Annotated in this window: 10 protein-coding genes; 6 read left to right on the forward strand and 4 right to left on the reverse strand. The window is 61.5% G+C overall.

Annotation, left to right across the window (positions count from 1 at the left end):
* Window positions 1-51: 51 nt before the first annotated feature.
* Window positions 52-2,139 (reverse strand): TonB-dependent receptor, encoded by a 2,088-nt coding sequence (locus JFU04_RS00815; protein WP_201143344.1) that lies wholly within the window; start codon window positions 2,137-2,139, stop codon window positions 52-54.
* Window positions 2,140-2,545: 406 nt separating this feature from the next.
* On the opposite strand from JFU04_RS00815, the gene JFU04_RS00820 reads away from it, so the two are divergent.
* Window positions 2,546-3,862 carry an OprD family porin gene (locus JFU04_RS00820; protein WP_065899631.1) on the forward strand — a complete coding sequence of 439 codons (1,317 nt, stop codon included), beginning with the start codon at window positions 2,546-2,548 and terminating at the stop codon, window positions 3,860-3,862.
* A 60-nt stretch (window positions 3,863-3,922) separates the two neighbouring features.
* On the opposite strand, the gene JFU04_RS00825 is transcribed toward JFU04_RS00820, so the two are convergent.
* Window positions 3,923-6,064, reverse strand: a complete 2,142-nt coding sequence (locus JFU04_RS00825; RefSeq protein WP_201143345.1) for a M48 family metallopeptidase — start codon at window positions 6,062-6,064, stop codon at window positions 3,923-3,925.
* A 199-nt stretch (window positions 6,065-6,263) separates the two neighbouring features.
* Here JFU04_RS00825 and JFU04_RS00830 point away from each other — a divergent pair, with 199 nt between their 5' ends.
* Together JFU04_RS00830 and JFU04_RS00835 are read left to right on the forward strand one after the other, a co-directional pair.
* Window positions 6,264-6,479: a tautomerase family protein gene (locus JFU04_RS00830; protein ID WP_065899633.1), complete on the forward strand. Its 216-nt coding sequence runs from the start codon at window positions 6,264-6,266 to the stop codon at window positions 6,477-6,479.
* On the forward strand, window positions 6,476-7,177 hold the full coding sequence (locus JFU04_RS00835) for an SDR family NAD(P)-dependent oxidoreductase (protein WP_065899634.1): 702 nt from the start codon (window positions 6,476-6,478) through the stop codon (window positions 7,175-7,177). The genes JFU04_RS00830 and JFU04_RS00835 overlap by 4 nt, the downstream gene beginning before the upstream one ends.
* 124 nt (window positions 7,178-7,301) lie before the next feature.
* Here JFU04_RS00835 and JFU04_RS00840 read toward each other — a convergent pair whose 3' ends face one another.
* Both JFU04_RS00840 and JFU04_RS00845 read right to left on the reverse strand, forming a co-directional pair.
* Window positions 7,302-8,249, reverse strand: a complete 948-nt coding sequence (locus JFU04_RS00840; protein ID WP_201143346.1) for a FecR domain-containing protein — start codon at window positions 8,247-8,249, stop codon at window positions 7,302-7,304.
* Complete coding sequence (locus JFU04_RS00845) at window positions 8,249-8,749, reverse strand: sigma-70 family RNA polymerase sigma factor (RefSeq protein ID WP_201143347.1); 501 nt, start codon at window positions 8,747-8,749, stop codon at window positions 8,249-8,251. Before JFU04_RS00845 ends, JFU04_RS00840 begins: the two co-directional genes overlap by 1 nt.
* A 494-nt stretch (window positions 8,750-9,243) precedes the next feature.
* Between JFU04_RS00845 and JFU04_RS00850 the strand changes: the two genes are divergently transcribed.
* The 3 genes from JFU04_RS00850 (at window position 9,244) to JFU04_RS00860 (ending at window position 16,639) form a co-directional block, all read left to right on the forward strand.
* Window positions 9,244-10,176: an NAD-dependent epimerase/dehydratase family protein gene (locus tag JFU04_RS00850; RefSeq protein WP_065899641.1), complete on the forward strand. Its 933-nt coding sequence runs from the start codon at window positions 9,244-9,246 to the stop codon at window positions 10,174-10,176.
* A gap of 63 nt (window positions 10,177-10,239) precedes the next feature.
* Window positions 10,240-13,053 carry a bifunctional glycoside hydrolase 114/ polysaccharide deacetylase family protein gene (locus JFU04_RS00855; protein ID WP_201143348.1) on the forward strand — a complete coding sequence of 938 codons (2,814 nt, stop codon included), beginning with the start codon at window positions 10,240-10,242 and terminating at the stop codon, window positions 13,051-13,053.
* Window positions 13,031-16,639 (forward strand): tetratricopeptide repeat protein, encoded by a 3,609-nt coding sequence (locus tag JFU04_RS00860; protein WP_201143349.1) that lies wholly within the window; start codon window positions 13,031-13,033, stop codon window positions 16,637-16,639. The genes JFU04_RS00855 and JFU04_RS00860 overlap by 23 nt, the downstream gene beginning before the upstream one ends.
* Window positions 16,640-16,656 lie beyond the last annotated feature (17 nt).

Here is a 16,656-nt window from a genome sequence, read left to right on the forward strand (position 1 = left end):
TCTCGCCGACGCTATCGTCGGCAAGCCGGCTCCTACAGGTGGAGGGGGAATTTAGAAGCTGTAAGTGCCTGTGACCACCAGGCTGCGTGGCTCGCCTGGCTGGATCTGCGCCACGCTGGTCGCCGAGGCGTAGTAGGTTTTATCGGCGATGTTATTCAGCGCCGCGCGCAGGTCCCATTCCTTTTGACGGAACCCGGCCAATGCGTCCCAGCGACCATAACCTGGCATGACCACGGTGTTGAGGCTGTCGGCATAACGGTCGCCGACCAGGGTCAGCCCGGTTTCCGCGTACCAACCCATTTCCGGTTTCCAGGTGAGGAACAGGCTGGCATTGCGCTTGGCGACGTCGCTGACGCGCTTGCCTTCAAAGCCGTTGTTGTCCTTCACGACCGTAGCGTCCTGCAAGCCGATGCCGCCGCGCACCGACCAGTTGCCGACAATCTTGCCAGTGGCGGTCAGCTCCACGCCACGCGAGCGCTGCAGGCCGCTGAGCAAGGTGATGGTGCGGTCCAGCGGGTCGCTGGTGCGGCGGTTGTAGAGTTCCAGTTCGTACACGGCGAGGGTGGTGCTGAGGCGGTCGTCGAGCCAGTCGCTCTTGACCCCGATTTCCTTCTGCTTGGTCAGTTCGGGGCTCAGGTCGTTGACGCTGCCGGCGGCGTTCGGGGTGATGCCGATCACGCCGCCCCCCGCCGGGGAAAAGGTTTTGCTCCACGAGGCGTAGAACGAGTGATGTTCCAGCGGCGTCCAGACCACACCGAAGCGCGGGCTGGTGCTGTGGCTTTCGACCGCTTGCCGGGTGTTGAGCAGCTTGTTCTTGGTGTCCACTTCAAATCGGTCGTAGCGCAGGCCAGCGAGCAATTGCCACTGATCATTCAGGCGCAGTTGGTCCTGTACGTATACGGCGCGGCTGTCGACTTCAGTGTGATTGTTGCTCGACACGCTCATTCGCCCGGTGTGGCTCAGGTGGCGATTCGGCTGGTTGAGGTCCAGGCTCGGCACGGCCTGCCCGCCACGGCTGACGGCTGTCGCGGTGTACAGCTTGGGATCGCGACGCTGGCTGCCCAGCTCAAGGCCGCTGAGCAGGCGATGCTCCAGGCCGAAGGTGCTGAAGCCACCTTCGAGCTCAAGGTTGTTGAAGATATTCAGGGTGGTCAGGTCCTGCTGCCAGCGCTGGCGTGTGACGCTGTTAGTCGCAGGCGCGTAGGCGGTCTGGTAAGTGTTGTCGAAATCGCTGTCGAGCTTGAACACGCCCAACGTCTGGCGCAGTTGCCAATTGTCATTGAGTTCGTAGGCCAGCTTGGAGCGCAGCGACTGGGTCTTGTCGTCGATGTAGTCGCGGCTGTCAAAGTAGGTGGTGCCGCGGCTCACATCCGCCGGGCGGCCGTTGACGCCGGGGATGCCACGGTCCGGCGTGCGGTTGTAGCGGCTGTATTCGTATTGCACCAGCCAGTTCAGGTCCGGGGTCAGTTGCCAGCTCATGGACGGTGCGAACAACTGGCGATTGCCGCTGACGCCATCGCGAAAGCTGTTGTTGTCCTGGTTGCCCATGTTCAGGCGCAGGCTGAGGGTGTCGCTGGGGTCGGCACTGAGATCGGCATACAGGCTGCGCAAATCATTGCTGCCACCCTGGGCCTCGATGCTCGAGGCGTGGCCGGCGATGGGCAGTTTGCTCACGCGGTTGACGATCCCTCCCTGACCGCCTCGCCCGTAAAGTACGGCTGCTGGCCCCTTGAGCACTTCGATGCGCTCGATGTTATGCAGGTCGCGCACGTATTGGCTGTCGTCGCGAATGCCATCCAGATAGAAGTCATTGCTCGCGTCGAAACCACGGATGCGCAAACTGTCGAAACGTGTGTCGGCGCCGCTGCTCACGTTGGGGATGCCGCTCAACGCCTGGCCGAGGTCATTGGTGCCGTAGGCGCGCAGAGTTTCGGTCTTTACCGAGTCAATCGCCTGGGGCACATAACGCACCGCAGTGGCGGTGCGGGTGGCGGTGGTGGTTTCCCTGACGCGGGGATCGTCTTCGTCGGCGTCGGCGCTGATCGAGGTTTCGGGCAGGGTGGTCGCCGCACAGGCAAAACCGGCAGACAGCAGAACAGAAAGCCCAAGGGTGAGGGGCATCAGGCGTGGGGCTGGCATGGGGAAATGTATCCGAATTGTTAGGAGGAAATTGCGCTTTAATGGTAATGCTTTGCATTTACGTGCGTTATCTATTCCCAAATGTATCGGCTTTGAAATATGTTACTAAATGTGTTTCAGGGGTCGCCAAAGGCGATTTTTTGTCGTTTCCAGAGCGGCAATAGGCCTTTGCTTAGAATTATTTCGCCTAAATACAGACGATTCACGAAATTGACACATAGTTCAACGCGCGACTAGGATTGCGCCCAACGCCTGTGGCTAACCGCCATGACTCATCCAATAAAAAAGGCCCGCGGCAGTTAAGTCGTCCGCGGGCTTTCTTTTTCCTGGAAAAGTCGACACCAGAAAAGCGACACGGAGCCTGGTGTCACAGCGCGTACTCAACCAGTAATAAGGAATATAAGAAATGTTGAAGCAACGGATGGGTCTGATCGCTCTGGGGATTTTGAGCGCCACTCAGGCAATGGCCAACGACCAGGAGCAATCCAAGGGTTTTGTTGAAGACAGCCACCTGAACATCGCAGCACGTAACGCCTACATCAGCCGTGACTACAAGAACGGCAAGCAAGACAAAGCCGAGTGGGGCCAAGGCTTCATCGGTAAGTTGGAGTCCGGCTTCACCCAAGGCACCGTCGGTGTGGGTGTGGACGTCATCGGCCAATACGCTATCCGTCTGGACGGTGGTAAAGGTCGCGCCGGCGCGGGCGGCATCGACTTCTTCAAGCAGGGCAATGGCACCACCAACCCTGATGGCAGCAACAACCCAGGCTCGGCACCGCACGACCTGGCCAAAGGCGGCGCTGCCGTGAAGTTCCGCGTTTCCAACACCGTGCTCAAGTACGGTGATCAGTTCCCGGCCGTGCCTGTACTGCAGTACGACAACTCCCGTCTGTTGTCGGAAACCTACACCGGTACGTCGATCGTTTCCAAAGAGATCGCCGGTCTGCAACTGGACGCAGGTCATTTCACCAAAGAAGCGCGCAAGAGCATGGAAGGCACCGACAGCGGTCGCCTGAAAAGCATCGACTACATCGGTGGTAGCTACAAATTCACCGAAAGCCTGTCGGCTGCGCTCTACGCTTCCGACATGCAGGACGTGCTGAAGAAGCAATACGTCAACGTCAACTACGTGCTGGCCCTGCCAGAGAAGCAGTCGCTGACCTTTGACTTCAACGGCTACAAAACCAAGTTGGACAAGAGCTTCGCCCTGGAAAACCAGAAAGACGAAGACGCTCGCGACAACAAAATCTGGAGCCTGGGCGCCACGTGGGCTGTCGGCCCGCACAGCTTCACCCTTGCTCACCAGCGCAGCACCGGCGACACCGGCTACCTGTATGGCGGCTACCGCAACGCTGGCGGCATCGGCGATGGCGGCAACACCATCCTGCTGGCCAACTCCTACTGGTCCGACTTCAACGGCAAGGACGAGCGTTCGTGGCAAGCAGCCTACGGTATCGACTTCGCTACCTTCGGCGTGCCTGGCCTGAGCTACAACGTTGCCTACGTGCGCGGTACCAACATTGACGACGGTTCCAACCGCGGCAATGGCACTGAGCGTGAAATCTTCAACCAGTTCAAATACGTCGTTCAGAGCGGCCCGGCCAAAGACCTGAGCCTGCGTGCGCGTGCGTCCTGGTTGCGTGTTTCCAGCAACGCCGACCAGTACAACGTAGGCGGTAACGAAATCCGTCTGTTCGCCGACTACCCGATCAACGTTTTCTAATTGATCTGGCGTCGCGCCTGATCCAAGGCGATAAAAAACCCCGACTGGTTCGGGGTTTTTTTATGCCTGTGCAGAATCCTCCCGGCTCTGCAGGACCTTGCGTGCAACAGACGCATTGACGTAGTCGAGCATCAGCCTCAGGCCCTCGTAGGGTTCGATCTTCTGGTTGTCGATACACAGCTGCGCCATCTGCAGCAGCACTTGGCGTTTCTTCTTGTTGATCCGCGCGCCGGGCACGCCAAACGCGGTCTTGCGCCGCTCAGGCAAGGGCGCATCCGGCTTCAACTCCAGCGTTACCCAGATGCCCTGCATGAACTGCAGCGAGACATCGGCGATGTGCTCGATCGGCAGCGGCTGCTTCAGGTTGGCGAAGACAAAATGCTCCGGCGTCAGGCGCAAGGCGACTTGCGCTGCGCGTTTGTACCGCCGCACGCCCAGCCCCAGGAATATCAGCGCGACGCTACCGACGGCGGCGCCCACGCCGATTGTCGACAACGGCGTGCCTTTCAGGCGCTCCGGGGCCAGCCAGGGGCGGGCCATTATCCACAGGGCGAACAGCACGAAGGGTATCGTCAATACCGCCATCAAGACGCCGCGCCATGCGCCGCCTTCATGCAGTGCGCGTTCGCCATCTGTCGAAACGACCAGGGTTTCCAGCAACTGAGTGTGCACGGCGTTCTCGGCGACGGCCACCTCGAGCAGATCGCGAGACAGTTGCTCGCGCAGCGTCTGTGGCGCGCGGAAATAACCATCGATTTGTCCGTTCGCCGCGGCGGCGTCGACGAGGCGGGTGGCGGTGCGCAGCGCCTCGTCCAATGGCACCTCAAGCGCCTGCAGGCGTTCGCCATTGGACGGGTGGGAGTCGGTCGGATGCGGCTGATGAATCTCCAGTGCTTCAGGCGGCAGATGCAATTCGCAACCGCTCAGCGCGGTGAGCACGGCGCGGGGCAGGTCTTCTTCTGATGCGGCGTCACATAACGCCAGCAGCGATTCCTCGACGTGGGCATGCAGCACCGACACCCGCAACAGGGCCGACGCCGCTGCGCGATTGCCGGCCACGCGCGCACCGGCGGCATCCGCCAGCAGCTCGCGCTCGCGGCTCCAATGATTCACCGCGTGATCAAAGTGCTGCATGAAAAACACGCCGAACAAGAATGATGGGCGCATCAGCCAGCCCTGGATCAGGTCGCTCGCCAGCAGGGTTTGCAGCAAAGCCTGCAGGCTGCGATTGACGCCGTCATAGATCGGCACAAAGCGCAGGCTGTAGTCGGTGTCTTCGCCGGCGAAGTGCGCCAGTTCATGGCCGATCACCGCGCCGATTTCGGCGCGGCTCAGCAAGCCAAGGTGCAGCAGCGGCACGTGCAGGGTGCGTCCAGTCAAGCGGGTTTGCGCCGGCAGCACACTGGCCTCGCTGGACGTCACATAAAAGCCCTGGGCCAGGCTCACGACGATATGGTCCGGCGCCAATGCACCCAGTGTGCTCGAAAGCTCATTCACCTGGCGCCACAAGGCCGGTGCCTGTTCGGGCGTCACCACGGCGCCGAAGATCTCCAGCGGTTCGGGCTTGAACATGCCCAGCATGTACCGCAACTGCTTGAGCAACAGCCAGATCGAATACACGCAGAACGCCGCGACCACCCCCAGCACGGCCATCAGCTTGATTTCACCGCTGCCCAGCCGGCCGACATGCCACATCGCCAAACTTTCATAGCTCAAGGCGAGGGCGACCGTTGCTGCCATCGCCACCACATGGCTGACCAACACGTAGGGCAGCAAGCGGCTGCCGAGGGTGAACGCCTGCAAGAGTTTGTCCCGCGACTGCTGCGCGCGTTGCCCGGCCCACTGCGTGCCGAGCAGTGCCGCGAGGCCAATCAAGGCCGCCAGCAGCCCGAGGCCGATCACCCACGGTGCCAACGCCCGCAGTGCACGGTTGATGTGATGGGCGGTGGGCAGTTCGGCTTCGATCTTGTCCAGCCGCGAGAGCGCCAGTTGCACGCGGATTTTTTCTTTGCCGAGGTCGACGGTCGCGGCCGGGTCTTGCGCCGCCAGCGCCTGCAGTTGCTGCTTGGCGATGCCGACATTGAGGTGATAGTCGATCACCGCGTTGCTGGTTTGGGCAGCGCGCTGGTGCTCCCAACCGCCGAGTGCGGCCAACAGCAGCGGGAAAATCACCAGCAGAAAGGTCAGCTTCAGGGCGTTCATGGGAGTCCGTTCGCAACGCGTGGGCTTCGGTTATACCGAAAAATACGCCAGCGAGGATAGAGCAAGACGGCGCTGTTGATCCATTACACCGCGTCACTAATGAAGTACCCAGCCCCACCTTTATCCGCTCAAGGCGCACGCCTAAATTGGCCCCACTGCCAGCCCATCACCCCGATGGCCGGCGACTGGAGCCATTGCCATGCCCTTTGTCAGCCTGCGCATCACCCGAGACGGCGTTACCCCGGAGCAAAAAGCCCAGGTCATCGCCGAGTTCACCGAAACCCTCGAACGCGTCCTGCACAAACGCCCGGACCTGACCCACATCGTCATCGAAGAAATCGACACCGATAACTGGGGCTACGCCGGCATCACCACCACTGAGTACCGCAAATCCATTACCGGAGCATCATCATGAGTAAAGTCGTTATCGTTACCGGCGCTTCCCAAGGCATCGGCGCCGCCGTGGTCCAGGCCTACCGCGCCCTCGACTACCGCGTGGTCGCCACCTCGCGTTCGATCCAGCCGTCCACCGACCCGAACATCCTCACCGTCGCCGGTGACATCGGCGACTCCGCCACCGCCCAGCGCGTCATCCGCGAAGCGCTGGCAGCCTTTGGGCGCATCGACAGCCTGGTCAACAACGCCGGTATCTTCATCGCCAAGCCTTTCACCACGTACACCCAGGAGGACTACGCCAACGTGCTCGCGGTGAACCTCAACGGCTTTTTCTACATCACCCAACTCGCCATTGCCGAGATGGAAAAACGCGGCGCCGGCCACATCGTCAGCGTCACCACCAGCCTGGTCGACCATGCCGTCGACGGCGTGCCTTCGGTGCTCGCCAGCCTCACCAAGGGCGGGCTGAATTCGGCGACCAAGTCGCTGGCGATTGAATACGCCAAGCGCGGGATTCGGGTCAACGCAGTGAGCCCGGGGATCATCAAGACGCCGATGCACGCCGAGCCCACCCACGCGGCACTCGGGAAGTTGCACCCGATGGGGCATATGGGCGAAGTGAGTGACATCGCCCAGGCGATTATATATTTGGAGCAAGCGGCATTCGTGACCGGCGAGATTCTGCATGTGGACGGCGGCCAAAGTGCCGGGCACTGAGTGCGGTTGGCTTGAGTCAATGACGCCCGCCGACTAGTCTCGATGGCGGGCACCGCTGCACAAAAACCTTCCACCCACTGTTCGGGATGAGATCAAAATCGGCAAGGCTGCGCGCGAACAGTTTTCAGGCGGGTTCGATGCTGACCCAATAGCGGGTCAGGTAGCGCACCCTTACCGGCAGGGTTTTGCTCAGGTTTTCCAGCACAGTGTCGGTGTCGTCAATGCGGAACGCGCCGGAAATGCTCAGGTCCTGGACCTGCGGCGCGCAACGCAGCACGCCTGGGCGGTAACGACCCAACTCGGTGATGAAGTCGCCGAGGCGCCAATCGTCCACGCTCAACATGCCGCGAACCCATGCCGCCGAGCCGGGAGGCAGAGGACGCGCGTTTTCAAGCGCATCGTGATCGAACGTGACCTGTTGGCCGGCCTCCAGGCGCAACGCCTGTTCTGGTTGGCGGCGCGGGCGGACTTCAACGGCGGCCTCCAGCACACCGACGTGGGTGCTGTCTTCCAATTGGCGAACGCTGAACTGGGTGCCAAGCGCCTTGATCGTGCCGTCGCCGGTGCTGACGATGAGCGGGCGCCGGGCCGGGTCCTTGGCGGTCTGCACCAGGATTTCACCCTCGTACAGCTGGATCAGCCGCTGGTGGGCGTCGAAGCGGATATCCAGCGCCGTGCCGGTGTTCAACTCCAGTTGCGTGCCATCGTCGAGCCTCAGCGAGCGCCGTTCCCGGGTGTGGGTGCGGTGTTGTGCGAGCACCGCGCGATACGGCACCTGTTCCACCGCCAGCCACGAACAGCCACCTACCGCGAGCAGCATGCCGAGAATCTTCAACACAGCGCGACGTTGTTTCTGCGCCGCGCCCAGACCGGAAAGCGCCGCCTGGCGAGGCATCTTCGCCCACTGCTGCTGCAGCGCCTCGACCCGTGCCCACGCCGCCGCATGTTGCGGGCTGGCCTGCAACCAGGCCTGCCAGGCGTGGGTGCGCGCCTCATCCGGCGTACCGTCATTGAGCTGCACGTACCAGGTGGCGGCGGCCTCCAGCGTCTTGAGGTCCGGCGGTGTAGCCATCAGGTTTCGACCAGCAACAGGCATTGGGTCATGGCGCGAACCAGGTGATTTTTCACCGTGGTCACCGACACCCCGAATCGCTCGCCAGCCGCTACGTAACTCAAGCCTTCCAACTGCACCGCGAGAAAAATCTCGCGTGTGCGCGTGCCCAACCCATCCAGCAGCGTGTCGATGGACACCAGCATCTCAATGATCGACAAGCGCACCTCCGGCGACACCTCCACTGGCTCCGGCCGCAGCGCCAATGCCTGCAGGTAAGCCTGCTCGATGGCCCGGCGCCGGGATTTATCGATCAGCAACGAACGCGCAATCGCACTCAGATAGCCGCGCGGCTCCCGGATGGGCGTAGTGTGGCGGGCCGTCATCACCCGTACGAACGTGTCCTGCGCCAAGTCGGACGCATCCGCAGCATTCCCCAGGCGCACCCGCAACCAGCCCTTCAGCCAACTGTTGTGTTCGCTGTACAGCTGGTGAAGTGTTGAAGGATCGAGGGTCGACATGAGCGTGCCACCGAAGTGTAAATGGTAATGGCTCTCATTATTGTGATGGCACGTTTATTAGGCAAGGCCTTTGAATGTTCTTTTAGTACGTTCGGTACTATTAAAATGTGGGTCTTTTACAACTTTCCGCTCGTACGTATCCGCACTTTTCCCGCGACTAAACCCGTTAGCGAACGCCCTCCATGGCACCATTTATGTCGTCAAATAAGTGACGTTTTTGCGCAAAAAATGCCGTTGGGCGGCAGATAAGACAAAGCGTTGACAGTTTGATATTCATCCAACATTATTCGCGACGGTTTTGATGGCTCTAAGCCATTAAAATGACATTAATGACGCGCGTTCGTCCCGCAGTGATTTTTCAAGATAAAGGGATATGGCGGCTCGGATTCAAACGGTCCGGCGGCGTCGGCCAGAGTTAACTAATAAACGCTGTCACTTTATTTAGCAGGCTCGCTTCTACACGCCTGCGCTCGAGTCTTTAGGAAGAAAACTACATGGCTGTTGGACGAATTCTGGTTACGGGTGGTGCAGGTTTCATTGGTTCACATCTGGTAGATGCTTTGCTTGGCAAAGGCTACAAGATTCGCGTACTCGATAACCTGTCGACCGGCAAGGTGACGAACCTGCCCGTCGACAATGCCGACCTCGAACTGGTCGTCGGTGACGTGGCGGACAGCGCCGTCGTTGACCAGGCCATGCGCGACTGCAGCGCCGTCGTACACCTTGCCGCAGTGGCGTCGGTGCAGGCGTCGGTAGACGATCCTGTCGCCACCCACCAAGCCAACTTCGTCGGCACCCTCAATGTCTGCCAGAGCATGCTCAAGGCCGGCGTGAAGCGCGTGGTGTTCGCCTCCAGCGCCGCGACCTATGGCAACAACGGCGAAGGCACGGCCATCACCGAAGACACCCCCAAGTCGCCACTGACCCCTTATGCCAGCGACAAGTTGGCCAGTGAGTACTACCTGGACTTCTATCGCCGCGAGCACGGCCTGGAACCGGTGATCTTCCGTTTCTTCAATATCTTCGGCCCGCGCCAGGATCCTTCCTCGCCGTACTCCGGTGTGATCAGCATCTTCACCGAACGCGCGTTGGCCCGTAAGCCGATCACGGTCTTTGGTGACGGCGAGCAGACGCGCGACTTCGTCTATGTGCAGGACCTGGTCAGCATCCTGGTCCAGGCCGTGGAGACTCGCAAACCGGCCCCTGAAGCCATCAACGTCGGGCTTAACCGCGCGACCAGTCTCAATGACCTGATCGCCGAACTGGGCAAGGCCACGGGTACCCCGCTGAACGTGACTTACCAGGCGCCACGCCAAGGTGACATTCGCCATTCGCGCGCCAACAACACCCGTTTGCTGGAACGCTTTGCACTCCCGGAACCGACCTCCATCGGCCAGGGTCTGGCGCAGCTTTTGCGAAGTTTGTAACTCGCCGGTCACCCTGTCCGTCGTTAACGCAGTATTGGCTCAGTCATTTTTCAAGAGTGAATTATGGAAATCGTTTTCCGCAGGACGCGTGTCCGCGTGATCGCTGAGCGGCTATTAGCTGCTCTTGCCTTGTTCGTCGGAGGGCCAGCGGTCCAGGCTGCTGTGTTACCCCAGCCAGCCAGCGTGGCTTTCTGGTACGCCGACCAGCCGCCACTGCCAGAGTTATCGCAATTCGACTGGGCCGTGGTCGAGCCAGGCCACATGACACCGGGCGATGTGAAAACCTTGCGGGCCCTGGGCAGCCAGCCGTTTGCCTACTTGTCCGTGGGGGAGTTCGACGGCAACAAGGCGGAAATCGAAAAGGCCGGGCTGACCAAAGCTGTTTCGCCGGTACGCAACAATGCCTGGGACAGCCAGGTCATGGACCTCACTTCACCCGCCTGGCGCGAGCATTTGTTTGGCCGTGCGAAGGCGTTGGAAGCCCAGGGTTATGCCGGCCTGTTTCTCGATACGCTCGACAGTTTCCAACTGGTGCCCGCAGCCTCCCGTGAAGCCCAGCGCGTTGGCCTGGCCAGCCTGCTGCGTGAATTGCACAAACGTCAGCCCAAGCTGAAGCTGTTCTTCAACCGTGGTTTCGAAGTATTGCCCGAACTGGACGGCGTCGCCGCTGCCGTTGCGGTCGAGTCAATCCACGCCGGCTGGGATGCCGCCGCCAAGCGTTATCGCCCGGTATCGGAGTCCGACCGCGCGTGGCTGGAAACACACCTGCAACCGCTGCGTGCCAAAGGCATCCCGTTGGTCGCGATCGACTACCTGCCCCCGGAGCGCCGCGAAGAAGCCCGCACACTGGCCAAGCGTCTGCGCGACGAAGGCTTCATCCCGTACATCAGCACCCCGGACCTCAACACACTGGGCATCAGCAGTATCGAAGTGCAGCCGCGCCGTATCGCGCTGATCTACGATCCGCGTGAAGGCGCGATGGAAGACGCCGCCGGCCATACCAATCTTGGCGGCCTGCTCGAATACCTGGGCTACCGCGTCGACTACCTGCCGGCCGACAGCAATCTGCCGCTCTACAGCTTCAGTGGCCTGTACGCCGGCGTGATTACCTGGATGACCAGCGGCCCGCCGCAGGATGCCCCGGCGTTCAACCGGTTCCTCAATGCGCGCCTCGACGAGCAGGTTCCCGTGGTGTTCTTCAGCGGGCTGCCGGTCGAAGACAAGCTGCTGCTCAAGCGCCTGGGCCTCAAGCGCGATGCGCCGCCGGCGACACAGGTGTTGACCGTCACCCATCAGGACAAGGCCCTGCTCGGCGCTTTTGAAGCCCCTGTAGTGCCGCGCTCCCGTGACCTCGCTGCGGTCTCGGTACTGCCCGGCGGCCCGACCCCGGCGCTGTCGTTGAAAGGCGTCGGTGGCGACGTATTCACCCCGGTAGTAGTGGGCAAATGGGGTGGACTGGCCCTCGCGCCTTATATCCTGGAAATCAACAACGAGCGCAGCCGCTGGATTCTCGATCCCTTTGCGTTTCTCCAGGCCAGCCTGCGCCTGCCGAACCAGCCGCGCCCGGACACCACCACCGAAAATGGCCGTCGCATCGCGACCGTGCACATTGATGGCGACGGCTTTCCTTCGCGTGCCGAAGTACGCGGCACGCCTTACGCCGGGCGTCACACCCTGGACGACTACATCAAGCCCAACCCGTTCCTGACGTCGGTGTCGATCATCGAAGGGGAAATTTCGCCGCGTGGCGCGTTCCCGTTCCTGGCACGCGAACTGGAGCCGATTGCGCGCGAGATCTTCGCCAACCCGAAAGTTGAAGTGGCCACCCACACCTTCAGCCACCCGTTTTTCATGCAGCCGAACAAAGCCAAGAAACGCGAAAACTTCAACGCGGAATACGGCATGAACATGAAGATCGCCGGCTACGACAAAATTGATTTTCGGCGTGAAATCTTCGGCTCGCGCGACTACATCAACCAGAACCTGACCACCCCGCAAAAGCCGGTGAAGATGGTGTTCTGGCCAGGTGACGCGCTGCCATCGTCCGACACGATCAAACTGGCCTACGACGCTGGCTTGAAAAACGTCAACGGTGCCGAAACCATCATGACCAAGGCCAACCCGTCGCTCACGGGCCTCAACCCGCTGCTGCGACCGACCCCGGGCGGGCTGCAATACTACGCGCCGATCATCAACGAAAACCTCTACACCAACCTGTGGAAGGGGCCGTATTACGGTTTCCGCGAGTTGATCGAGACTTTCGAACTCACCGACAGCCCCCGCCGCCTGCGCGGGCTGCATCTTTACTATCACTTCTACTCCAGCACCAAGCAGGCTTCGATCAAGGCCATGCATGAGATCTACGGCTACATGCGCGATCAGCAGCCGATGTCCTTGTGGATGAGCGATTACGTCGACCGCCTGCACGGCTTGTACCAGGCGAGCCTGGCGCGAACCGCTGACGGGGCCTGGCAGATCCGCGGGATGGACGCGCTGCGCACCGTGCGCCTTGACGCGCAAATGGGCTGGCCGGACCTGCTCCAATCCCAAGGCATCGCCGGTGTGCGCGACTTGCCGCAAGGGCGCTATGTGGCGCTGAGCAGTGACAAGGCCTTGCTGGTGCTGCGCCCGGATCGAGACCCCAGGCCCGCCCTGGAGGAGGCAAATCTGCCGTTGCTTGACTGGCGCTACGTCGATGCAAATCGCGTGAGCTTTGCGTTTGCCGGTCAGTTCGACCTGACCTTCTCCGTACGCTCGGCGACGGCTTGTCGCGTGGAAGTCGATGGACAGCGTTTCGCGGGCAAGGCGTCAGCCGGCCTCTGGACTTTTCAATTACCTATGAAGCAGGTGAGTAATGGTCAGCTCCTCTGCAACTAAAAATAGCCGCCTGCTCAATCCTTGGGCATTGGCGGTAGTCGCGGTCGCCGTGGGCGGCCTGCTGTGGGCGACGTTCCAGCGTGAAGAAGTCTTCCAGCCGGATGGGCGCCAGCCGGACGCAGTGTCGGCCAACTACGCCGAGCTGCTGCTGACGGCCCACCCGGATGACGACCACCTGCGCCTGCAGCTGGTTGATTTGCTGATTCGCCTCGGTGACTACACCAAGGCGCGCCAGCATCTGGAGGCCTGGCCCAAGCCGCAGCCGGAAACCCAGGCGTACTATCGCCTGGAACTGGATGCACTGGTCGCGGCCAGCAGCAACGACCTGATCGCGCAGCAGGCGCTGGTCGAGCGCCTGGAAACATTCGATCACCGCAAACTGGCGGTGCCACAGCTGCAGAACCTGGCGAAGCTGGCGCTGACATTGCAGGCACCGGCATTTGCAGCCAGCGTGTTCGAAGAGATCGCCGCGCGCGATCCGGCGCAGCGCAGTGAATCACTCAAAGCCGCTGCGCAGTGGTTCATGGCCGGCGAAAAACCCGCGCGTGCCGCGCAGATCTACCTGCAACTCAAACGCGATGCCCAGCAACCGGCCGAGCGACGTGAGTACGCACAACTGGCGTTCAACAGCCTGTTGTCGGCAGGGCAAGATGAGCAAGCCGCACAGGTGCTCTCCGATGAGTTGCCCGACCTCACCAACCCGCAGACCGATCCGGCATGGCTGGAGCAGGGCGTCGATGTCGCCGTGGCGACCAAGCATTACGACCTTGCGCAGCGCGTGCTCCAACAGTGGCGCGTGCTGCAGCCGGACAACCCGAAAATTGCACTGAAAGAATTCCACGTGCGCCTGGCCATCAATGACCTGGCCGGTGCCTGGGAAACCGGCCAGCAATTGACCGTCGATTACCCGGATGACACCGAGCTGCTCGAGCAAATGGCCCGCCTCGGTGAATGGCGCGGCGATAACGAAGCGGCGCTGGACTACTGGGTTCGCCTGCTCAAGCTCAAGGAAGACCCGGCCACCCGCGAACATGCCTGGCGCCTGGCCAGCCAACAGTTCGATTTTGACCGCTCGATACCGTTGCTTGCCGAGATCATGCAACAGCGCGCACTCACCGATATCGAGCTGGATGCGTTGATCTACGGTCACGAATCGCGCGGTACACCGGCCGAGGCCGAAGCCTGGTTGCGTACGTACCTGCGCAAATACCCTTCGCACCGCCTGGCCTGGACTCGCTTGCTGCAAAACCTGGAAAACACCGGGCAGTTCGCCGCCAAAGGCAAGCTCTACAAGGACTACGCCAAACGCTACAAGCTGACCACGGCCGAACAGGTCGACTGGGCCAGCACCCACATGAAGCTGTTCGAAGAGCAGGCTGCGTGGGACGTGGTCAAGGTGGATGATCCCTCCATTCAGGATCCGGAGTACTGGCACACACGTGCCGCACTGGCTTGGGACCTGGAGCGCGATGAGGATTTACGTGTGTCGCTGGAGCGCCTGCTCGCCATCAACGGCAAGTTGGTCAGCGGCGACGAGAGTCAGTTGATCTCCCTGTACCGCGTCAGCAACCCCCAGCGCGCGCTGGAGTTGATGGTTGCCAGCTGGCACCGCGCCCAGGATCCTCAACGCCTGGTCGAAGCCCTGCAGCTCGCCCAGGAATTGCAGGACTGGGACCAAGTGATCGCCTTGCTGGATGACGCCCGCAAATACCCGCAGGCCTACGAGCAAGCCCAGGTCCTGGCCGTGCGTGGCGCGCTGGCTATCGAGCAGGGCGACACGGCCGAGGCTGAGCGCCTGTACCTGCTCGGCTTGTCAAACTACCCGGATGACAACCTGTTCCGCGAGCGCCTGACCTGGCTGTATGTCGACCAGGCCGACACCGCCAAGCTCAAGCCACTGCTCACCAAGTGGCGTGCCTATGCGCGTGAAGACCGCTTGCTGTGGCTGCCGTTTGCAAGCGCCAGCCAGTTGCTGGGGCGCGACACCGAGGCCTTGGCGTGGTACCGCATGTACCTCAAGCTCACCCCGAACGACTGGCTGGTGCAAGCGGCCTACGCCGACGCACTGGACACCGCCGGTTACCAGGACGCCGCCCAGCGCCTGCGCTTGAAGCTGCTGCGTAACCCTGAGGCCGATAACCTGCAACCCTCGTCCCAGCGTTATGCGATCTGGCTGCGGTTGATGTCCAGCAGCTACTCGCCTCGCAAGGCGCAGCAGGAATTGTTGAAGTGGAAGGACGGTTCGCCGTCGATGAAGCAGATGTGGTTCGAGCGTCTGCTGGCCCGCCTGGATGCGACCAACCAGGAAGCGCAGAAAGACCAGTGGTTGGAGTGGGCACGCAGCCAAGGCTTGAAAGTCGATCGCTACGAGCAGATCCAGGAAGCCCTGCGCAGCCGCAACAAGGCCCAGGTTGAGACCCTGCTGGCCAGCAGCGACTTGAACCCGGCCCAGCGCTCCCAAGCGCTGAGCCGTCTGGGGCGCACCAACGAAGCCCTGGACACGAGCCTGTCCGCCCTCGGCGACGACCAGCCGCCTTCAGTGAACGAGCAACTGCGTCGCCAGGCCGTGGAAATTCACGAAAGCACCCCGCAAGGCGCGTTGCTGTCCTATCAGAAGCAGGATTTCGGTGGCCTGTCGTTTGACTCGCCGCGCCTGGAAATCGCGCATAACCTGGGTGACAACTGGTACGCCGACCTTGAAGCCGAGCACGGTAACTACAAGGGCGACGACATCATCTCGTCCCGGATCGGTGATGAGAGCAATGCCGCCCTGACCCTGGTTCGCTCGGTGGAAAACGGCAGTTGGAAGCTCTTCGCCGACACCAGCCAGCGCAAGGACGATGACCGTAACGGCCTGGGCCTGTCGCGTATGTGGCAATTGGGTAACAGCCACCAGATCGAGACCGGCCTGGACTGGCATCGCAAGAGTGACGACAGCGGCCTGATGCGTGCTTTCGGCCAGCAGGACCGCGCCTGGGTGGGTGGCCGTCACGGCCTGACCGCACGCGATCAGTTGAGCTGGGAAGTGGCGCAGCGGTCGTTCTCGACCCGCGCGGGTGACTCGCTGGGGACTGGTCAGGCGTTGAAGCTGGAACTCAACCACACGCTGGAATTCGCCGGGCCTAACTGGACGGTGCGCAGCGGCGTGGATTACCAGAAAAACAACGTGAAGGATCGCAACCTGGACTACCTGTCCAGCCGCAATGGCGGCGCCGTCAAGATCACGCCTCAGTCGACCGACCCTGACACCGGCCAGCTTGATCCTCTCGATGTCGACACCGTGACCGGCGCCGACCTGCTGCAAAGCCGCTATGGCCAGCTCTACGTCGGCACTTCGTGGCGTCGTGGCATACCCGGCGCACTGGTGCGCAGCAAGCCGCAGTACACCTGGCTGGTGGACATGACGGCGGGCTGGCAATGGACCGATCAGACTTTCAACTACGGCATCAACACGGGCATCGGGTTTGAAGTGCTGGGTGATGACGAACTGGCCCTGACCTTCGGTTACCAATCTGCCCCACAGGGCGGGGATGGCAAGTCCGGCGGCACACTGGGCATGAGCTACGGCGTGCGTTTCGGGCGCTGATTACAGAATCTACGGGA

The organism is Pseudomonas sp. TH21, assembly GCF_016651025.1.
Taxonomy (GTDB): Bacteria; Pseudomonadota; Gammaproteobacteria; order Pseudomonadales; family Pseudomonadaceae; genus Aquipseudomonas; species Aquipseudomonas aylmerensis.

What these genes read in the sequence shown, in the direction of transcription:
- JFU04_RS00840 (WP_201143346.1), bottom strand. Translation starts at nt 8,249, where the DNA reads ATGGCTACACCGCCGGACCTCAAGACGCTGGAGGCCGCCGCCACCTGG.
- JFU04_RS00860 (WP_201143349.1), top strand. Translation starts at nt 13,031, where the DNA reads ATGGTCAGCTCCTCTGCAACTAAAAATAGCCGCCTGCTCAATCCTTGG.
- JFU04_RS00845 (WP_201143347.1), bottom strand. Translation starts at nt 8,749, where the DNA reads ATGTCGACCCTCGATCCTTCAACACTTCACCAGCTGTACAGCGAACAC.
- JFU04_RS00835 (WP_065899634.1), top strand. Translation starts at nt 6,476, where the DNA reads ATGAGTAAAGTCGTTATCGTTACCGGCGCTTCCCAAGGCATCGGCGCC.
- JFU04_RS00815 (WP_201143344.1), bottom strand. Translation starts at nt 2,139, where the DNA reads ATGCCAGCCCCACGCCTGATGCCCCTCACCCTTGGGCTTTCTGTTCTG.
- JFU04_RS00855 (WP_201143348.1), top strand. Translation starts at nt 10,240, where the DNA reads ATGGAAATCGTTTTCCGCAGGACGCGTGTCCGCGTGATCGCTGAGCGG.
- JFU04_RS00850 (WP_065899641.1), top strand. Translation starts at nt 9,244, where the DNA reads ATGGCTGTTGGACGAATTCTGGTTACGGGTGGTGCAGGTTTCATTGGT.
- JFU04_RS00830 (WP_065899633.1), top strand. Translation starts at nt 6,264, where the DNA reads ATGCCCTTTGTCAGCCTGCGCATCACCCGAGACGGCGTTACCCCGGAG.
- JFU04_RS00820 (WP_065899631.1), top strand. Translation starts at nt 2,546, where the DNA reads ATGTTGAAGCAACGGATGGGTCTGATCGCTCTGGGGATTTTGAGCGCC.
- JFU04_RS00825 (WP_201143345.1), bottom strand. Translation starts at nt 6,064, where the DNA reads ATGAACGCCCTGAAGCTGACCTTTCTGCTGGTGATTTTCCCGCTGCTG.